We start from the raw sequence: 17386 nt of genomic DNA, 5'->3' as shown, positions 1-17386 counted from the left end.
TCTGCCGGGGGCTCACGGCCGCGCCAGCGTGATGAGTCGGTGTTCGGTCATCTCCTCGATGGCGTACTTGGGGCCCTCGATCCCCATCCCGCTGCGCTTGACTCCCCCGTAGGGCATCAGGTCGACGCGGTTGCTCGACGTCTCGTTCACGTGGACCGAGCCCATGCGCAGCTTCTCCGTCGCAGACAGCGCCCGCCCGATGTCGGCGGTGAAGATACCGGCCGACAGACCGTACGGCGTGTCGTTGATCTCGGTGATCGCCTCGTCGAGGTCGCTGAACGGCCGGATGGAGAGCACCGGCCCGAAGATCTCCTTGCACAGGACGTCCATGTCCAGCGTGACGTCGCTGAGCACCGTGGGTTCGATGACCTGCTGCTGCCGCTTCCCACCGGCGAGCACCGATGCACCGCTGTCGACGGCCCGGGTGATCCAGGACTCGATCCGGTCGGCGTCCTTCTCGCTGATCACGGGGCCGACGAGCGTCTTCTCGTCACGGGGGTCGCCGGCCGTCTGCGTGGCGAGCACGTCCTGCAGGGCCTGCACGAACTCGGGCAGCACCCCCGTCTGGACGTAGAGCCGCTGCACGGAGGTGCAGACCTGGCCGGCCTTCCGGAACCCGGCATAGACGCTGAGCCGGGCCGCCTTCGCGATGTCGGCGTCGTCGCACACCAGGGTGCTCGAGAGGCTGCCCATCTCGAGCTGGGTCTTGCGCAGGCCCACCGTCCGCTGGATGTGCTCGCCGACCTCGGTGCTGCCGGTGAAGGCGTAGAACGCCGGCACGGGGCTCTCGAGCAAGGCCTGACCCACCGTCCCGCCGCCACCGGTGACGACGGCGACGAGGTCCTCCGGCAGACCGGCCTCCAGCAGAGCCTCCACCAGCAGCCCGGCGCTGAGCGGGGTGTAGGTCGCCGGCTTGACGATGACGCTGTTTCCGGCGGCCAGCGCCGGGGCGACCTTGTGCACCAGGGTGTTCAGCGGAGAGTTGAACGGCGTGATCGCGCAGACGACGCCCAGCGGGCGGCGCACGGTGAACGCGTAACGATCCTGGGAGGCGCCGGGGGCGGCGCCCCACGGCACGACCTCGCCGTGGATCCGCTTGGCCTCCTCGCCCGAGATCACCAGCGTCTGCACGGCGCGGTCCGCCTCGCGCCGCGCGTCGGCGAGGGTGAAGCCGGCGTCGAGGATGACGGTCTCGACGAACTCGTCGTACCTGCTCTGCAGGATCCCGGCGGTCCGGTACAGCACCTCGTACCGCTCGTACGGCGTCAGCAGGTGCCTCTCCTGGCCGCGGGCGACGCCCTCGAGCGCCTCGGTGACCTGCGCCGTGCTCGCCTGGTGCACCTCGGCGACCGGCTGCCCCGAGTACTTGTCCCGCATCTCGGTGGTCGATTCGCCGTCGGCCCAGGTGCCGCCGTAGAATAGTCGCGCCTTCTTCACCACGTCAGCTCCTCGCCTTCGCCACGGCGTGCAGTACGCCGTCGTCGTCCATGTCCGCCGCGACGCCGAGGTCGCCGGACCTCTGCAGGGCGCCGACCAGGCCGATTCGTGCGGTCATCGCCGGCCCAGTCCGGCGAGGTCGCGTACGTCGCCCAGCTCCGGCAGCCCCCACAACGCCTCGCCGAGTTCCGCCGATCCCGTCTCCCCGAGGACCGGCACGGTCAGGTCGTCGAACTTCTCGCGCAGCTCGGCATCGGTCAGCGGGTCGTCCGGGTCGCCCTTGCGCGTGTCGCGCTCGTACTCGTGCTCCACCCCGCTGCGGTCCACCACGGTGACGCGCGCAGCTCGTTTGCCTGGGAAGGCGGCGTCGTACTCAGGATCTGCCACCACGGTGGTGCGCTCGACCAGGTTCCGCAGGCGGGGGTCGGACAGCCGATCGTCCTCGAAGGCGCGCAGCCGCACCGAGCCCAGCTCCAGCGCGGCCGCGACGCAGTACGCCGTGCTGAACTTCGCCTCGAACGCCGTCTTCGGGTCCGGGTTGCCCGCGACCTTGGTCGCCATCGTGTAGGTCGCGACCCGGATCTCCTGGACGTCGTCGGTGGCGACCCCCTGGTTGCGCAGCTCCAGGGCGGCGTCGACAGCGGCGAAGGTGTGCCCGCAGCACGAGTGGTTCTTCACCGTGGGTTGCGTGATCCCCCACGGGGACCCCAGGTCGGCGATAGCGGCGTTCCAGTCCGGGCTCTTCCCCATCGCTGCACCGAAGCCGGCCTCGCCGTCGAGGACGTCGAGCGCGCCGGTGAAGCCCCTCGCCGCGAGCAGCGCCGCGAGCACGCCCTGCTCCGCGGCGTGCCCGGCGTGCAACGGCTTGCTCATCGCGTCGGAGCGGAATGCCTGCTGCAGACCGGCCGCCATGGTGGTGGCGGTGGCCAGGGCGTGCGCGAACTGCTCGGTGTCCAGCCGCAGAAGCTCGGCTACGCCCGCAGCCGCCCCGATCGTGCCGACCGTGCCGGTGGTGTGCCAGAACGAGTAGTGCGCCGGCTGCATCGCCGCAGCGATCCGGTCCCCGATCTCGTACCCGACGGCCACCGCGCGGAGCAGGTCCGCACCGCTTGCCCCGGTCAGCTCGGCGGCTGCCAGGACGGCGCCCACGGTGGGCGAGCCGGGGTGGTAGATGCCCTCGCGGAAGATGTCGTCCATCTCCGCGATGTGCGACGCCGTGGCGTTGATCAGGGCCGCCGTCCGGGCGCTCGTCCGCTCCCCGCCCGGAACGAGTCGGGCGGGTCCCTCGGCACCGTCGCCCTCCAGCAGCGTCCCGCGCATGATGCGGGCGGCATCCATCACCGATCCGGCCACGGTGGCCGCGAACCAGTCCACGACCGCCCGGTTGGCCGCCTGCTGCACCTCAGGACCGAGCCCGCGATCGCGCTCAGCGACCGCGAACTCGGCGAAACGTCGTAGCACCATGTCCGCTCCGATCAGAACTGGGACTCGTACTGGGACGGGCTGATCCGGGCCTCGACGACCAGCGGCCGGGTGAGGTTCCCGATGCCGTTCAGTGCCTTGTCGAGCTCGGCCCGCGAGTCGGCCCGGACGCCGTCGCAGTCCATCGCCTCGGCGACGGCGACCAGGTCCATGTCCTCGATGCGGGTGGCCGTGCTCTCGTAGCCCTGGACCATCTGCTTGAGCTCGATCCGGTTCAGGCTGCCGTCGACGAAGACGACGAAGGCGACCGGCAGCCCCATGGCCGCGGCGAGGCGCACCTCGGTGGCGGTCATCGCGAAGCCGCCGTCGCCGATCATGGCCACGACGGGACGGGACGGGTCGGCGATCTTCGCCGCGATCGCCGCCGGCACGCCGAAACCCATCGAGGACAGGCCGTTGGTCATCAGCATCGATCGCGGCTCGTAGGTCTGCCATCCCTGGCCGACCAGCAGCTTGTGCGAGCCGACGTCGCAGGTCGCCAGCGTGTTGCGCGGGGCGGCCTCGCGGACGGCGTCGACGACGTCGGTCGGGTTCATCACGCCGTCGACCCGGCCCTCGTAGTAGGCCGCGCGCAGCGCCTCACGGTGCTTCCGGACGTCGCCCTCGTCCCAGCGCGGCTCACCCGACCAGTCATCGGTCAGCCAGTCCAGGATCCCGGAGATGTCGCCGATGCACTCGCACTGGCTGGCGTAGATCTGGTCGGTGTTCGGCGTCATGTCGATGTGCAGGACCGCGGCCTTCGCCGTCCACGGCTTGATGAGCTCGACGGCGTCGAAGCCGACCGTGACGATCAGGTCGGCCGCGCCGAGGAAGTCCCAGAGGACCTGGTTGCAGGCCATGTCCAGCACGCCGGCGAAGAGCGGGTGGTCCTCGGGGAAGACGCCCTTGGCCATGGGGGCGACGACGACCGGGACCGACGTGGACTCCGCGAACCGGACCAGCGCCTCGGTCGACTGGTTGCGCACAGCGCCGATGCCGGCCAGCACGACCGGGCGGCGCGCGCCCTTGAGCAGCGCCATCGGGTCCTGGCCGCCCTCGGCACGGTGCACCCGCACCGCACTCACCGACGACGACGTCGGCGGCATGACGAAGTTGGCGTCCGTGGCCGGCAGCTTGCTGGTGTCGCCGCCGATGGTGAGGTGCACCGGCCCTGGCCGCTCGGCCGTCGCGAGGCTGATCGCCTTGCGCATCGTCGTCGCGACCGCGGAGGCCTCGATCTTGCCCGCCCACTTGGTGACGGGGCTGTAGAGCAGCTTGTGGTCGATGACCTGGTGGGTGAAGAACTGCTCCCGAGCGGACTCGATCTGACCGGAGATGGCCAGCATGGGAACCCGGTCCAGGTACGCCGCGGCGACGCCGTTCAGCATCGCGGTGGAGCCTGGACCGAGAGTCGACAGGCAGACCCCTAGCCCGCCCGTGGCCATCGCATACCCCTCGGCCATGAAGGCAGCGGTGCCCTCTCGACGGGCCAGGACGACGTCGATGCCCCGAGCCCGCGACTTCTCCATGAACTCGATGATCGGGTCGCCCGGGTACGCGAAGATGCTGCTCACGCCCGCCGCCACCAGCGACTCGGCCATCACCTCGGCGGTGTTCTGTGCCTCACTCATGTGTCCTCCTTGTGGCGGATTGCGCTGATGCGCTCGGCAGGGCGAGCTACGACGCCGGCCCGGAGGCCCGGGCGCTCGGGTTCGTGCGACCGCGTCTCGCGGTCATTGCGGCCCGCTGTCGGAGCCGTGGGATCCGGGAGAGGCGGTGCCGGTCGACTTGGCTCGCTGGATGAGCCGCCAGACGCGCTCGGGATTGAGCGGCAGGGTGTCCGGCCACACGCCGACGGCACGGGCGACCGCGGCGGCGACCGCGCCTGGAACCGGGTTGCGCGCCCCCTCCCCCACCCCCTTCGCGCCGTAGGGCCCGGGGCCGTCGGCGCGCTCCACGATCAGGGACCGGAACCGCCGCGGCCGGTCGGTGATCCGCGGGACGCGGTACTCGACCATGTTCGCGTTGGCGATCTGGATGCCGTCGTAGACCAGGTGCTCGGTGATGGTGCCGCCGAGCCCCTGGGTCGCCGCACCGAGGTCCTGGCCCTCGACCAGGGTGGGATTGATGGCGCAGCCCACGTCCGCGACGGTGACCAGCTGGTCGACCTCGATCACGCCGGTGTCCGGGTCGATCTCGAGGCTGACGCCGACCATGCCGATCTCCCAGAACGGGGGCAGCTCCGCGAGCTCGCCGGTGCGGCGCACGACACCCTGTCCCAGGATCTCGCCGCCACCGGGCCCGAACCAGCCCTGCACAGCTTCGGCGAGGCTCATCGACCGACCACCCGGGCCGTGCACCGTACCGTCGCGCACCTCGATCGGTCCGGCGGCGTCGGTCCATACGTCTCGGGCGGCGAGGCACACGCGCTCGATGACGTCGCGGCAGGCCCGCTGCACAGCGAGGCCGCTCAGCGTAGTGGTCCGGCTGGCGCCCGTGGTCCGCTCGAACACCGTGGTCGCGGTGTCCGACTGCAGCACCCGGACCCGCTCCATGCCGACCCCGAGCTCCTCGGCGGCGATCTGCGCGAGCACGGTGCGACTGCCCTGGCCGAGCTCCGAGGACCCGGTGAGCACCAGTACCGAACCGTCGCTGAGCAGCTTCACCAGAGCGGTGGAGCTGGGCACGGCGCCGGCGTCGGTGGCTGCGCAACCGAAGCCCGTCCCGCGCAGCCGGCCCTCGCCGGACGACCCGGCGTCCAGTTCCGCCACCAGCAGATCGAGGTCGTCGACGAGGTCGGCGTCCATGGCCCGGTTGCCGGGGATCAGTCGCTCGCCGCGGTGCACGAGGTTGCGGCGCCGGATCTCGGCGGGGTCGATGCCCAGCTGCTCGGCGGCCTGGTCGATGTTCGTCTCGCCGGCGAGGTTCCCCTGGAAGGCGCCGAAACCCCGGTAGGAGGACGCCGGCGACGTCGAGGTGTACACCGCCTTGCCCCGTACCCGGAGGTTCGGGATGCGGTACGGGCCGAAGCAGCGGTTGACGGCCTTGTCGAGCACGAGAGGGCTGTTGTCCGCGTATGCGCCGGTGTCCAGCGTGATCTCGAAGTCGCGCGCGAGGATGCTGCCGTCGGCCGCGAAGGCGCTGCGGACCACGATGTCGGCGCTGTCGGCCCGCGTGGTGTAGATGGCCTCCTCCACGTCGAGGACCAGTTTGACCGGCCGGCCGCCCACCGCCCAGGAGCCGACGGCGGTCAGCGGCTCGACCTTCGTGTAGGACTTCGAGCCGTAGCCACCCCCCACGTAGGGAACGCTGACGCGCACGTGGCTCAGCGGCAACGAGAAGACGCGGGCCAGGTCGCTGGCCACCATGAACGGGTGCTGGGCGGTCGAGACGACCTCGAGGGTGCCCTCGACGAAGCGGGCGACGGCGTTGTAGGGCTCCATCGCGTACGCGTAGAGCATCGGGTGGTGCACGGTCGTCTCGACGATCCGGTGCGCGTCGGTGAACGCGACGTCCACGTCGCCCCAGCCCTTCTGGGACTCGTGGGCGACGTTCGGGTGCGAGGACGTGACCTTGACCGGGGTGCGGCTCATGTTCCCGCCGGGCGGGGTGTCGGCGTCCGGGACGTCGGAGTAGTCGTCCTCGTGCAGTACGGGCGCGTCGGCCGCCAGCGCGGCCGAGACGTCCATCACGGCCGGCAGCTCCTCGTAGTCGACCTCGACCAGCGGCACGGCGTCGCGGGCGATCAGCGGGTCGGTGGCGATGACGAGGGCCACGGGCTCGCCGTAGTACCGCACCTTGTCGATCGCCAGGATCGCGTGGTCGGCGACGATGTGGCCGAACCGGGGGAAGAGACCCGTGAGGTCGCCGCCGGTCACCACCGCGAGGACGCCGGGGACGGCGAGCGCCGCGTCCTTGGCCACGCCGCGGATCCGCGCGTGGGCCCGGTCGGACCGCACCACCTTCGCGTGCAGCATGTCCGGCATCACGACGTCGACCGCGTACACCGCTGCTCCGGTGACCTTGGCGACCGCGTCGGTGCGCGGCACGGACCTGCCGACGATCCGCCGCTCAGTCATGGCGGGTGCCCGACTCTGCGGAGGACATGCTCTCGGCGGCGTGCATCACGGCCTCGACGATCGGCTCGTAGCCCGTGCACCGGCACAGGTTGCCCTCGAGGTGGTGGGCCACCTGCTCCTCGGTGGGGTTCGGGGTCTTCCGCAGCAACGCGGTGCACATCATCACGAACCCGGGTGTGCAGAAACCGCACTGCAGGGCGGAACAGTCGACGAAGGCCTGCTGCACCGGCGTGAGTCCGTCGTCGGTGGCGAGCCCCTCGACCGTCACGACGTCGGCACCATCGATGTCGCAGGCGAGGACGCCGCAGGAGCTGACCGGCCGCTCGTCGACGAACACCGTGCAGGCGCCACAGACCTGCATGCCGCAGCTGACCTTGGTGCCGGTGAGCCCCAGCCGGTCACGCAGGAACTCGACCAGCAGCATCCGGTTGGGGATGCGGGCCTCGACCGGCCGCCCGTTGACCGTCGTCCGGACCAGTGTCTCGCTCACGCGGCGCTCCCCTCTGCCAGCTGGGCCATCGCCCGGCGGACGAACACTTCGGTCACGTGGCGCTTGTAGTCCTCGCGGCCCCCCAGGTCCTCGGTCACGTCGACCTGCGCGGCGATCTCCGCGGCGTCCACGTCCTCGGCGCTCGGGAACGTGAAGACACCGGGGATCTCCCCGACTGCGCCGACGACGACCCGGCACCCGCCATCGCCCTGCACCGCCGCGACCGTGACCGTCGGGTACTCCCCCGGTTGGAAGCGGATATAGGAGCTGCGGGAGGCGCGCACCGGGATGCGGATCGCCTCCAACAGCTCTTCCTCCTGGCGGACGGTCGCGAACGGCCCCTCGACGAAGTCCGCCACATCGACCGTGCGGCTGTCCGTCGCCGACCGGAGGTCCACCCGCGCCTCGAGCGCGAGGAGAGCGGTCAGCACGTCTGAGCGCGGCTCCGCGAAGCAGATGTTGCCCGCCAAGGTGCCGGTGGCCCGGACCCTGGCGTTGCCGAGGCGGGACGTCGCCTCCGCCAGGACCCGCGCATGCCGGCGGACGAGAGGAGACGCCGCGGTCTCGTCGTGGGTGACCCGGGCCCCGAGCACGATCTCGGCCGCGTCCTCACGGATCCCGCCGAGCGGCTCGATCCGCTTGAGGTCGACGAGGATGTCGGGAGCCATCAGACCCAGCTGCATGACCGGGATCAGCTCGGTACCGCCGCAGTAGGGCAGACCCCCCTCGGCGAGGTGCTCCACGGCCTCCGCCACGGATGTGGGGCGGCGGAGCTCGAAGTCGGCCATCACCGCAGGAACCACTCCGCCAGCCGGTCGTCGGGCATTCGGTTGCCGTCCGCCGCCACGTCACTCTCCTTCGGTCATGGACTGTCGAGATCTGCCGGCGTGACGCACCACGCCCGTCCGGACGATTCAGGCGGACGTCTGGGCCGCTGCGCCGGCACTCGTGCCGGCGATGCGGCCGAACACGGAACCGTTCGTCAAGCCGGAACCACCGGGATAGTTGTGGTAGAAGATCCCACCGACGAGCTCACCACATGCGTAGAGCCCGGGGATGACCTCCTGATCGGCGTTGACCACCTGGGCCTCCTCGGTGATGCGGAGGCCGCCGAAGGTGAACGTGATCCCACAGGTGATGGCATAGGCCTCGAACGGGCCCTCGTCGATCGTGTTGGCCCAGTTGGACTTGGGCAACGCCAGACCCGTGGTCCCCCGGCCGTCCTTGACGTTCGGGTTGAACGGGACGTCCTTCTGGACCGCCGCGTTGTACTCCGCAACCGTGCGCAGGAAGGCCTCTGCGTCGACGCCGTCGAGCTTGCCGGCGAGCTCCTCCAGCGTCTTCCCCGTCACCTTGGTGACCTCGCGGATGCGGTACTCGTCGCGCTGCAGATGGGTGGTCTTCTGGTCGAAGATCTGCCAGGCGAAGTGCCCGGGCTGGGCCAGGATCTCCCGCCCGTACTTCGCGTAGGTGTAGTTGCGGAAGTCAGCCCCCTCGTCGACGAACCGCTCACCCTTGGCGTTGACCATGATGCTGAACGGGTAGCTGTGCTTCTGGAACCCGTCGCCCACCGCCAGATCCCCGAAGGTCGGGGCGTTCAGCTCCCACCCGACGGCGTGCGCCCCGGACCAGTGGCCCCACGGCATCGCGCCGATCTCCAGGGCCATCTTGATGCCGTCACCCATGTTGAAGCGGGACCCACGGACCTTGGCCAGGTCCCAGCCGGGACCCAGGTACCGCGTGCGCCATTCAGAGTTGGCCTGGAACCCCCCGCACGCCAGAACCACCGCGCCGGCCGAGATCTCCTCGGTGACTCCGTGACGCTTGACGCGTACCCCGGAGACACGAGCGTCGTCCGTCAGGAGCGCGGTCGCCGCGGTCTCGTAGCGGATCTCGATCCCGGCGTCGAGCGCCGCCTTGGTCAGCGCATCCACCAGGCCGGGGCCGCCGCCCCAGGTCTCGAGGGTGAGCCCACCCCAGAACTTGAACTTCCCCTCGACCTTGAACGCCTGGCGCCCGTAGATCGGCAGGAACTTGACGCCCTTGGTGCGCATCCAGCGCAGTGTCTCGAAGCTGCGCTTCACGATGATGTCGGTCAGGTCCGGGTCGGTGCGGTTCTCGGTGACCCGAGCCATGTCATCGAAGAACTGCTCCTCGGTGTAGGTGCCGAAGTCTGTGCTCGCCAGTTCTTCGTCCGTGAGGTCGGGCGAGAGCTCCTTGATGTCGTCCACGCCACGGTAGGCGACCCGCATCGCCCCGGCGGTGTAGGTGCTGTTCCCACCGCGCTCCTCGTACGGGGCCCGCTCGAGGACCAGTACGGAGCTGCCCGTCTCGCGGGCCGCGAGGGCAGCGCAGAGGGCGGCATTGCCAGCACCGACGACGATCACGTCGTACGACGGACTCATGGGTTCTTCTCCTGACGACGTGCCTGGTGTCCGGTCCTGTATACCAACGTACACGGCAGTGGACAAGGCTTGCTGGAGCCTTCTCGTCGCCGCGCCGCTGAACGGGTGCAACCGCGAGTTCCAGCGCCGCTAGACGGGTGCAGCCGCGAGTTCCCGCGCCGCATTCGCGAAGAACTCCTCGAGGATCTTGTCCGCCTTCTTCCGGATGACACCGGCGCCCATCGTCGCGACGCGGCCGACCACCTGATAGGTGCCCTCGGTCGCCACCACGGTGCCGCCGTCGTCGGTCGGGAGCAGCGAGAGCGTGGCGTCCACGGTGATCTGCGAGTTGATCTGCACGTCCTTGCCCGACGCGCGCATGCGGACACGACGGCCTTCGTCGACGACGTCCACGCGGATGTCCAGCAGCGCTCGCAACTTGAACGGACCGAGCTTGTCCTGCAGGACCGCGGTGTAGGCGGCCAGCCTCTCGATCTCCTTGACGTCGTAGGCGATGGTCACCCACGAGGCAACCTGCGCGACGTCGGTGAGCACCGCCCAGCACCGTTCGGGGTCAGAGGTAACGACGAGCTCACGCGAGAATTGTTCGGATGCCATGGTCGTCTCCTCAGTTGTTCGCTGCGCCGCTGGCCGGCGCCTTCGGGTGCTCGTAGGAGTGCTGGAACACCACGCCCTTCAGCGGGAGCGAGGCGGTCTTCCCGAGGAAACCGCCGAGGGCCTCGCGGAAGGCGTCCTCACCCTCGTAGTCGAACGGGTCGCCGATCTTCTCCTCCTCCGACCCGCCTCGCTCGAGCGGGTTCTCGAGGTACCAGTCGACCGTCCGCCGCACCGCTTCCTCGAAGGGGACCACGTCCCGGTAGCCGAGCTCGGTCTTCATCTTCGAGATGTCGAGCAGCTTGTGGTGCGTCGGCGGCGGACCCTCCTGGCCCATGTACTCGAGATTGCGGCCGACCCCCCAGAAATACGCGGGAGCCGCCGCCTCCCGCGGGTAGTTCACCAACCGGACGTCGAGCTCCATCGCCGCGGCGATCGCCTCCGCCCGCTGCGCGTCCGTGGGCGTCAGTTCGTCGGCCACGTTGTAGAACGCGCCCGCTGACGACTCGGCGTCGTCGACGCCGAGGAGCACCGCATGGGCGGCGTTCTCCACGTACGCCCGGCTCTCCAGGGTCAGGCCGCCGTCCATGACCGGGATCTCGCGGCGTCCGTCCAGCAGCCGCCGGATGATGCTCCACTCACGCGGCGCCAGCTGCCGCGGTCCGTAGAGGTTGGGGTAGCGGAAGTGCGTCAGGTTGAACTTCTCCGCGGCGTGGCTCTCGCGCAGGAACTCTTCGGTCTCCTGGACCCGCTGGACGATCTTGTGCGTCAACGCCCGGGCCGCTGACTCGTCCGCCGGCTTGGACCACTCCGTCTTGCCGTAGACGGTTCCGCCGATGGTGATCAGCCGGTCGGTCGTCGTGGCGAGCGTGTCCACGAGCAGGCGCAGGCGACCGTAGGAGGCGATGACGAGGTCGAACGTGCGGCCCTGGAGCGCCTCGGCCACCGGCTCGCCGAAGTGCGGGTCGGCATGGATGTGCTCGAAGGGCTCGACGAAGGGCACCTCGTGGGTTCCCCGGTGCAGGATCACGGGCTCGTAACCGCGCTGGACGAGTCCTTCCACTACGAACGGGCCAGTCGGACCGGTGCCGCCGATGATCAGTGCTTTCACGAGTTGCTTCTCCTCTATCAATTGTCGGCCCCGTGGGCCGCGGACGACGAACGTGCGAGCGGTCAGGACGAGCCTGGTGCCGGTTTGAGCTCTCTGACGCCGTCTCTGGTCACGGCCAGGCCGGCGGCCTGGCGGTCCCAGGCCGAGCTCCATCCGCGGGCGACGAGCTCCGCCTTGGTGACGCGCTGGGTGGACGGCGTTCGCGGCAGTTCCGCGAGGAACTCCAGGAAGCGTGGAACCGCGTAGTGCGGGATCCGCTCGGCCATCCAGATCGTCAGGTCCACGGGGTCGAGCTCCTTTCCGGGGGCGGGCACGACGACGGCCTTGACCTCCGGTTCCGCGCCCTCCTCCCGGACGGCGACGACGGCGCACTCGGCGATGTCGGGGTGCAGCGAGATCTGGTGCTCGACCTCGAACGTGGAGATGTTCTCGCCGCCGCGCCGGATGGTGTCGACGCGCCGGTCCACGAAGACCAGCTGACCGTCCGGGCGCTCCCGCATGACGTCGCCGGTGTGCAGCCACAGGTTGCGCCACTTCTCCACCGTGGCGTCCGGCCGGTTGTGGTAGCCGGCCATGAACGTCCACGGCTCGGTCGGCCGCAGGACGAGTTCCCCGGGCTCACCGGGCGCCACGTCACGGTCGAACTCGTCGACGAGCCGCGCCTCGACGTCGGGTCGTATCCAGCCGATCCCGGTGGGCTCGGCCCGTCCCCGGATCATCCCGCCGGCCTCGGTGAGGCCGTACGTCGAGTACACCTCCACACCGAAGCGCTCCCGGAACTCCTCTACCTCCGCGAAGGTCGTGCCGACCGCGATCCGCTGGAGGGAGTGGTCGCGGTCACGCGGGGAGCGTGGCTGGCGCATGAGGTAGGTGCCCATGACGCCGACCAGCGGTGCGCAGGTGATCCCGTACTTCCGGCAGGTGTCCCAGAACGTGGATGCGCTGAACCGCGGCAGGATCACCGCCGTGGCGAGTGCGATCATGCTGTTGTAGAGACCGCCGCACTGGCCGATGACGTGGAAGATCGGCAGGACCACGAGGGTGACGTCACCGGGCTCCGGTGAGCCGGGCCCGGTCGGCCACTGGCGGCCGTAGGTCTGGGCCTCGTGCACCAGCACCCCCTTCGCCCGCCCCGTGGTGCCCGAGGTGTAGAGCACGCCCGAGATGTCCCACGGGTTGGACTCCGCCGGCTCCGACGGCTCCGACGCCGCCAGCTCGTCGAGCCCCAGGACCTGCGGCGGAAACTGCCGGTCCGGAAGGGCGCCGCGGACGACGAGGTGGGTCAGCCCGGCCACCGCGTCCTCTAGCCCGTCGAGCCGGTCGAGGTAGTGGTCCTCCATCACCAGCACCTTGGCCCCGGAGTCGCGGATCACGTGCGCGAGCTGCTCGGCACGCAGCGCGACGTTCACGGGCACCTCGATGGCCGCCACTGCACCGAGCCCGAACCAGCACATCGCGTGATCGACGTGGTTGTCGAGCATCAGCAGGACCGGCTCCTGCCGGCCGACCCCGAGCCACCGGAACCCCCCACCGAGGCGCAACGCCTCGTCGTATACCTCGCGGTAGGTGAGGCTGCGCGTCTCGTCCAGGACGGCCACCCGGTCGGGCGCCTCGCGCGCCCCGCGTTGCAGGACGCGGAGCACCGTGCGCTCCTCGAGTGGCGGCAGGATGGCGGCCATCTCAGGCCCCCGCCGGCGGCAGGATCATCTGGGTGCAGGTGAACATCGCGGTCAGCCTCCGGTCCGTGGGCGGGCGGTCCCCCTGTGCCTCCTGCATGACCTCGACGGCCAGGACCGCCGTCCGCCGGCCGGCGTGCACCGTCCGAGCGATTGCGACCAGCGGGTCGCCGAGCCTGGCACCGCCCAGCAGGTTCGTGTGCATCTCGAGCGTCGTGAATGCGTGCCCGTCGGGCACGAGGCAGTAGCTCGCCCAACCGGCGGTCGCATCGGCGAGGGTCACGAGCACCCCACCCTGCAGCAGTCCCCGCTGGTTGAGGTGCTGCGGGGCGATCACCATCTCCGCGCGCGCGGTTCCGCGGCCGAGGTGCGTGGGACGGATGCCGAGGACGTCGAAGATCGCGCCCTCCGGAAGAGTTGGGGCTTCCGTCGGCCACGGCACCAGCTCGCCGGCCGGTACCTCGTCGCGGATGCGACCGAACACGTCACTCACCGGTGCCGTCCCTTCCATCGCCGGCGACCTTGCCCACGGCGGCCATGATCTGCCGGTAGCTGCCGCATCGGCAGAGGTGCCCGGTCAGGGCGGACTCCACGTCGGCGGGGCCGTCCTCCTCGAGCATCGCCACCGTGCTCATGAGGAATCCGGGCGTGCAGAACGAGCACTGGAACGCCTGTTCGTCGACGAATGCCTGCTGTACCGGATGCAGATCGTCCGTGTCCTCCAGCCCTTCGGCGGTGCGCACCTCGCAGCCGTCCTGGGTGAAGGCCGGCGCGAGGCAGGCGCTGACCGCCCGACCATCTACCACGACGGTGCAGCTGCCGCACAGGCCCAGACCGCAGGTCTCCCGGCAGCTGAAGAACCGCAGGTCGCGGCGAAGGACGTCGAGCAGCGTGTCATCGGCTGACACCGGAACCCGATGGGCCCTGCCGTTGACCCGCAGGTTCAGCAGGAAGATCTCCGAGCCGTCGCTCATCGCTGCTCCTCCAGTGCGTCGAGGACGCGTTCGGCTGTGAGCGGGAGGTGGCGGATGCGCACACCGACCGCATCCGCGACGGCGTTGGCGATCGCCGGCATCACCGGGGGCAGGCACGTCTCTCCCAGCCCGTGCATCTCGTCGTTGTCCGGGTCCTCGATCAGCGAGACCTCGAAGACCTCCGGCAGGTCGGCCAGCCCGGCGAGCGCGTACTCGGACAGCGACGAGTTGGCCGGATGCCCCTCGTCGTGGATGAGCTGCTCGAAGAGCGCCTGGCTGATACCGAACGACACGCTGCCGTCGATCTGCATCCGGGCGTTGATCGGGTTGACGACCGTCCCGGCGTACACGGAGGCGCGCAGCCCGCGCACGGTGACCTTGCCGGTCGCCACGTCGACGTCGACCTCCGCGGCCACCGCCCCCTGGTGCCAGTGCTCGGAAGCGATTCCCTGGCCGGTCTCCGGGTGCAGGCCGCCCTCGGTGACGAAGCTGCCGTTCCCGGCCAGCGTCCCGCGACGCGAGGCGGTCACGACCTCGGCGATGGAACGCCCCGACGCCGGGTCGCCCACGACCGAGATCCGGCCGTCGGCGAGCTCCAGGTCGGTGACGTCGACCTCCATCTGCTGAGCGGCCAGGTCCAGCAGCTGCCGGCGGACGTCGAAGACGGCCTCGCGGACCGCCGCGCCCATCGCTGCGGTCGACCGGCTCGAGCTGGTGGTCAGGTCGAACGGCGTCACGTCGGTGTCCGGCCCCACCACCCCGATACTGCCGACGCCGACACCGAGGGCGGACGCGGCGATCTGGCTGAGTGCCGTGTGCGCCCCCTGCCCCATGTCGACGGTGGAGGTGAGCACCTGGAGGCTGCCGTCGCTGTTGAGCTTGACCGAGGCCGCAGACGTCGATGGAGTGATCGTGGACTTGATGATCACCGCGCACCCGCGGCCGCGCTTCACCGAGCCGTCGTCCTCCGCGGGCGGCGGCACCCGCCCGGCCTCGAACAGGGTGGTCGCGTCGCGGAGTACCTCCGGGAACCGGATGCCGTGCAGGGTCTCTCCGGTCGCGAAGGTGTCACCCTCGAGGAGCAGGTTCCGCATGCGGAGCTCGATCGGGTCGAACCCCATGGCCTCGGCGATCATGTCCATCTGCGACTCGTAGGCCCATGAGCCCTGGGAGACGCCGTAACCCCGGAACGCGCCGGCGGACGGCAGGTTCGTGAAGACGGCGTAGGAGTCGATGTGCACGTGCGAGATCCGGTACGGGCCCACGGCACCGTACCCGCCGTTCTTGATCAGCCGCGGGCTGATGTCGGTGTAGGCACCGGCGTTGAACAGCGCCTGGACCTCCCGCGCCACGATCGTCCCGTCGCGGCGCATCCCGGTACGGAGCTTGATGAACGCCTGGTGCTTGCGGTTGGTGACGAACTCTTCCTCGCGGGTGAGGTGCACCTTCACCGGGCGGTGCGTCATCTTGGACAGCACCGCGGCCAGCGGTTCCACCTTGGCGTAGGTCTTGCCGCCGAACCCGCCGCCGACGGGGGGCACGACGACGCGGACGTGCGACGCGGGCAACCGGAACATGTAGGCCAGCGCGTCGCGGACCGCGTACGGGGTCTGGGTGCAGGTGTGCACCGTGAGGTAGTCACCCTCGAAGGAGGCGACCGCGGCGTGCGGCTCCATCGACACGTGCTGGACCGGCGGAGAGCTGAACTCGTGTTCGAAGATCTCGTCCGCGAGCTCGAACCCGGCCAGCCCATCGCCCTTCCGCAGCTGGAACTTGTTGCAGACGTTCCCGCCCTGACCCTGGAGGACGATGTCGGCGTAGCCGGGCGCCCGGTCGTCGAAGCTCTCGTGCAACAGCGGCGCACCGGCGGCCAGGGCATCCTGCGGCGTGAACACCGCCGGCAGTTCCTCGTACTCCACCTCGATGGACTCCAGCGCGGCCTCGGCCGCACGCAGGTCGGTCGCGGCCACGGCCGCCACCGGCTCGCCGACGTAGCGCACGCGGTCCATGGCGACGATCGGCTGGTCACGGAACACCGGTCCGAAGAGCGGACGGATGGAGGATCCGGCGAAGTCGTCCCGGGTGAGCACCGCGGCGACGCCGGGCAGCTGGGACGCCGCGGAGGCGTCCACCCGGACGAGGCGGGCGTGCGGCACGGTGCTCCGGAGGATCGCCACGTGCAGGGTGCCGGGCGGCTCCAAGTTGATCGTGTACGGGATGCGCCCGGTGACCCGGTCCCTCGCGTCCAGGAGGGTCTGCCGCTGCCCGATCATGCGAACACCGCGTCGTTCGTCCCGCGCGCGGCCCGCCGCAGCGCCCGCACGATGAGCGGAGCCATGACCCGGCGCCGGTAGGACGCCGTGCCGCGGTTGTCCGCCACGGGATCGGCGGCTGCCGCGTACTCCGCGGCGAGTGCCGCGAAGGCCTCCATGCTCGGTTCCTGGCCCACGAACTGCCTCTCCACCTCGGGAAGTCGAAGGGGCACCGGATTCCCTCCGACGACGGCGACGCGGACACCGGCGCAGGTGCCGTCCGTCGCATGCTGGAGGAACGCGGCCACGCCGATGCAGGTACGGTCCTCGGCCGAGCGCGACAGCAGCTTCAGGTAGGTACCGCCCCAGTCCGCAGCGAGGATCGGGATCCGGACGCCGGTCACGAACTCGTCGGGCCGGAGGGCCGTCTCGAAGTAGTCCACGAGGAACTCGCGCAGCGGAAGGTCGCGCCCGCCGTCCTTGTCGCGGATGGTGACCACCGCGTCCAGTGCGCTGAGGACCGCCGGCGGATCGGACGTGTAGTCGGCCTCGGCGACGTTCCCGCCCATGGTGGCCACATTGCGCACGCGCACGTTCGCCACCAGCCGCAGCGCCGATGCGAGCACGGGAGAATTCCTCCGGGTGGCCTCGGCGCGCTCCACGTCCCGGACCCGCGCCAGCGCGCCGACGGTCAGCGCCTCGTCGTCCGCCCGCACATCGGTCAGGCCGTGCAGGCCGGTGGCGCTGACGATGTGCTCGGCCTGCAGGAGCCCGGCCTTCCAGAGGATGGTGAACGCCGTCCCACCGGCGACGATCTTGGCTGAGTCGCCGTGCTCGCGAAGTATCGCGAGCAGCTCCTCAAGGGTCTCCGGACGGTGCATCGCCGCTGGGGCTCTCATCCCTCTCC

Annotated in this window: 14 protein-coding genes; all 14 read right to left on the bottom strand. The window is 70.3% G+C overall.

Features of this window, described 5'->3' with window-relative positions:
• Positions 1–12: 12 nt before the first annotated feature.
• The gene (locus tag C5507_RS11160) at positions 13–1440 is read right to left on the bottom strand and encodes an aldehyde dehydrogenase family protein (RefSeq protein WP_207225656.1); all 1428 of its coding nucleotides are present in this window, start codon (positions 1438–1440) and stop codon (positions 13–15) included.
• Between the two features lie 111 nt (positions 1441–1551).
• Complete coding sequence (locus C5507_RS11155; RefSeq protein WP_104528596.1) at positions 1552–2901, bottom strand: MmgE/PrpD family protein; 1350 nt, start codon at positions 2899–2901, stop codon at positions 1552–1554.
• A gap of 11 nt (positions 2902–2912) precedes the next feature.
• Positions 2913–4529, bottom strand: a complete 1617-nt coding sequence (locus C5507_RS11150) for a thiamine pyrophosphate-binding protein (protein ID WP_104528595.1) — start codon at positions 4527–4529, stop codon at positions 2913–2915.
• A gap of 102 nt (positions 4530–4631) precedes the next feature.
• Complete coding sequence (locus C5507_RS11145; protein WP_104528594.1) at positions 4632–6977, bottom strand: xanthine dehydrogenase family protein molybdopterin-binding subunit; 2346 nt, start codon at positions 6975–6977, stop codon at positions 4632–4634.
• Complete coding sequence (locus C5507_RS11140; protein WP_104528593.1) at positions 6970–7467, bottom strand: (2Fe-2S)-binding protein; 498 nt, start codon at positions 7465–7467, stop codon at positions 6970–6972. The genes C5507_RS11145 and C5507_RS11140 overlap by 8 nt, the downstream gene beginning before the upstream one ends.
• Entirely contained in the window at positions 7464–8255 is a 792-nt protein-coding gene (locus tag C5507_RS11135; RefSeq protein ID WP_130504149.1) for an FAD binding domain-containing protein, read from the bottom strand. Before C5507_RS11135 ends, C5507_RS11140 begins: the two co-directional genes overlap by 4 nt.
• 126 nt (positions 8256–8381) lie before the next feature.
• Positions 8382–9872 (bottom strand): FAD-dependent tricarballylate dehydrogenase TcuA, encoded by a 1491-nt coding sequence (gene tcuA / locus C5507_RS11130; RefSeq protein WP_104528591.1) that lies wholly within the window; start codon positions 9870–9872, stop codon positions 8382–8384.
• A 129-nt stretch (positions 9873–10001) separates the two neighbouring features.
• Positions 10002–10469: an SRPBCC family protein gene (locus tag C5507_RS11125; RefSeq protein WP_104528590.1), complete on the bottom strand. Its 468-nt coding sequence runs from the start codon at positions 10467–10469 to the stop codon at positions 10002–10004.
• 10 nt (positions 10470–10479) lie between these two features.
• Entirely contained in the window at positions 10480–11577 is a 1098-nt protein-coding gene (locus C5507_RS11120; RefSeq protein ID WP_104528589.1) for an NAD-dependent epimerase/dehydratase family protein, read from the bottom strand.
• 62 nt (positions 11578–11639) lie between these two features.
• Complete coding sequence (locus tag C5507_RS11115; protein ID WP_104528588.1) at positions 11640–13256, bottom strand: AMP-binding protein; 1617 nt, start codon at positions 13254–13256, stop codon at positions 11640–11642.
• Position 13257: 1 nt separating this feature from the next.
• Entirely contained in the window at positions 13258–13746 is a 489-nt protein-coding gene (locus tag C5507_RS11110) for a PaaI family thioesterase (protein ID WP_158657573.1), read from the bottom strand.
• Positions 13739–14227, bottom strand: coding sequence for a (2Fe-2S)-binding protein (locus tag C5507_RS11105; RefSeq protein WP_104528619.1), 489 nt, complete (start codon positions 14225–14227; stop codon positions 13739–13741). Before C5507_RS11105 ends, C5507_RS11110 begins: the two co-directional genes overlap by 8 nt.
• A complete protein-coding gene (locus C5507_RS11100) occupies positions 14224–16500 on the bottom strand; it encodes a xanthine dehydrogenase family protein molybdopterin-binding subunit (protein WP_104528586.1) in 2277 nt (758 codons plus the stop codon). Before C5507_RS11100 ends, C5507_RS11105 begins: the two co-directional genes overlap by 4 nt.
• Positions 16497–17378, bottom strand: coding sequence for an FAD binding domain-containing protein (locus C5507_RS11095; RefSeq protein ID WP_104528585.1), 882 nt, complete (start codon positions 17376–17378; stop codon positions 16497–16499). The genes C5507_RS11100 and C5507_RS11095 overlap by 4 nt, the downstream gene beginning before the upstream one ends.
• Positions 17379–17386 lie beyond the last annotated feature (8 nt).

This window comes from Blastococcus saxobsidens (genome assembly GCF_002938435.1).
GTDB lineage: Bacteria > Actinomycetota > Actinomycetes > Mycobacteriales > Geodermatophilaceae > Blastococcus > Blastococcus saxobsidens.
The sequence above is the reverse complement of the archived record's forward strand: the minus strand, read 5'-3'. Positions and strand labels throughout refer to the sequence as shown.

Bases quoted from the DNA above. Each gene is read 5' to 3' on its own strand.
- C5507_RS11125 (WP_104528590.1), bottom strand. From the start codon at position 10,469: ATGGCATCCGAACAATTCTCGCGTGAGCTCGTCGTTACCTCTGACCCC.
- C5507_RS11135 (WP_130504149.1), bottom strand. From the start codon at position 8,255: ATGGCCGACTTCGAGCTCCGCCGCCCCACATCCGTGGCGGAGGCCGTG.
- C5507_RS11145 (WP_104528594.1), bottom strand. From the start codon at position 6,977: ATGACTGAGCGGCGGATCGTCGGCAGGTCCGTGCCGCGCACCGACGCG.
- C5507_RS11105 (WP_104528619.1), bottom strand. From the start codon at position 14,227: ATGAGCGACGGCTCGGAGATCTTCCTGCTGAACCTGCGGGTCAACGGC.
- C5507_RS11115 (WP_104528588.1), bottom strand. From the start codon at position 13,256: ATGGCCGCCATCCTGCCGCCACTCGAGGAGCGCACGGTGCTCCGCGTC.
- C5507_RS11100 (WP_104528586.1), bottom strand. From the start codon at position 16,500: ATGATCGGGCAGCGGCAGACCCTCCTGGACGCGAGGGACCGGGTCACC.
- C5507_RS11150 (WP_104528595.1), bottom strand. From the start codon at position 4,529: ATGAGTGAGGCACAGAACACCGCCGAGGTGATGGCCGAGTCGCTGGTG.
- tcuA (WP_104528591.1), bottom strand. From the start codon at position 9,872: ATGAGTCCGTCGTACGACGTGATCGTCGTCGGTGCTGGCAATGCCGCC.
- C5507_RS11155 (WP_104528596.1), bottom strand. From the start codon at position 2,901: ATGGTGCTACGACGTTTCGCCGAGTTCGCGGTCGCTGAGCGCGATCGC.
- C5507_RS11095 (WP_104528585.1), bottom strand. From the start codon at position 17,378: ATGAGAGCCCCAGCGGCGATGCACCGTCCGGAGACCCTTGAGGAGCTG.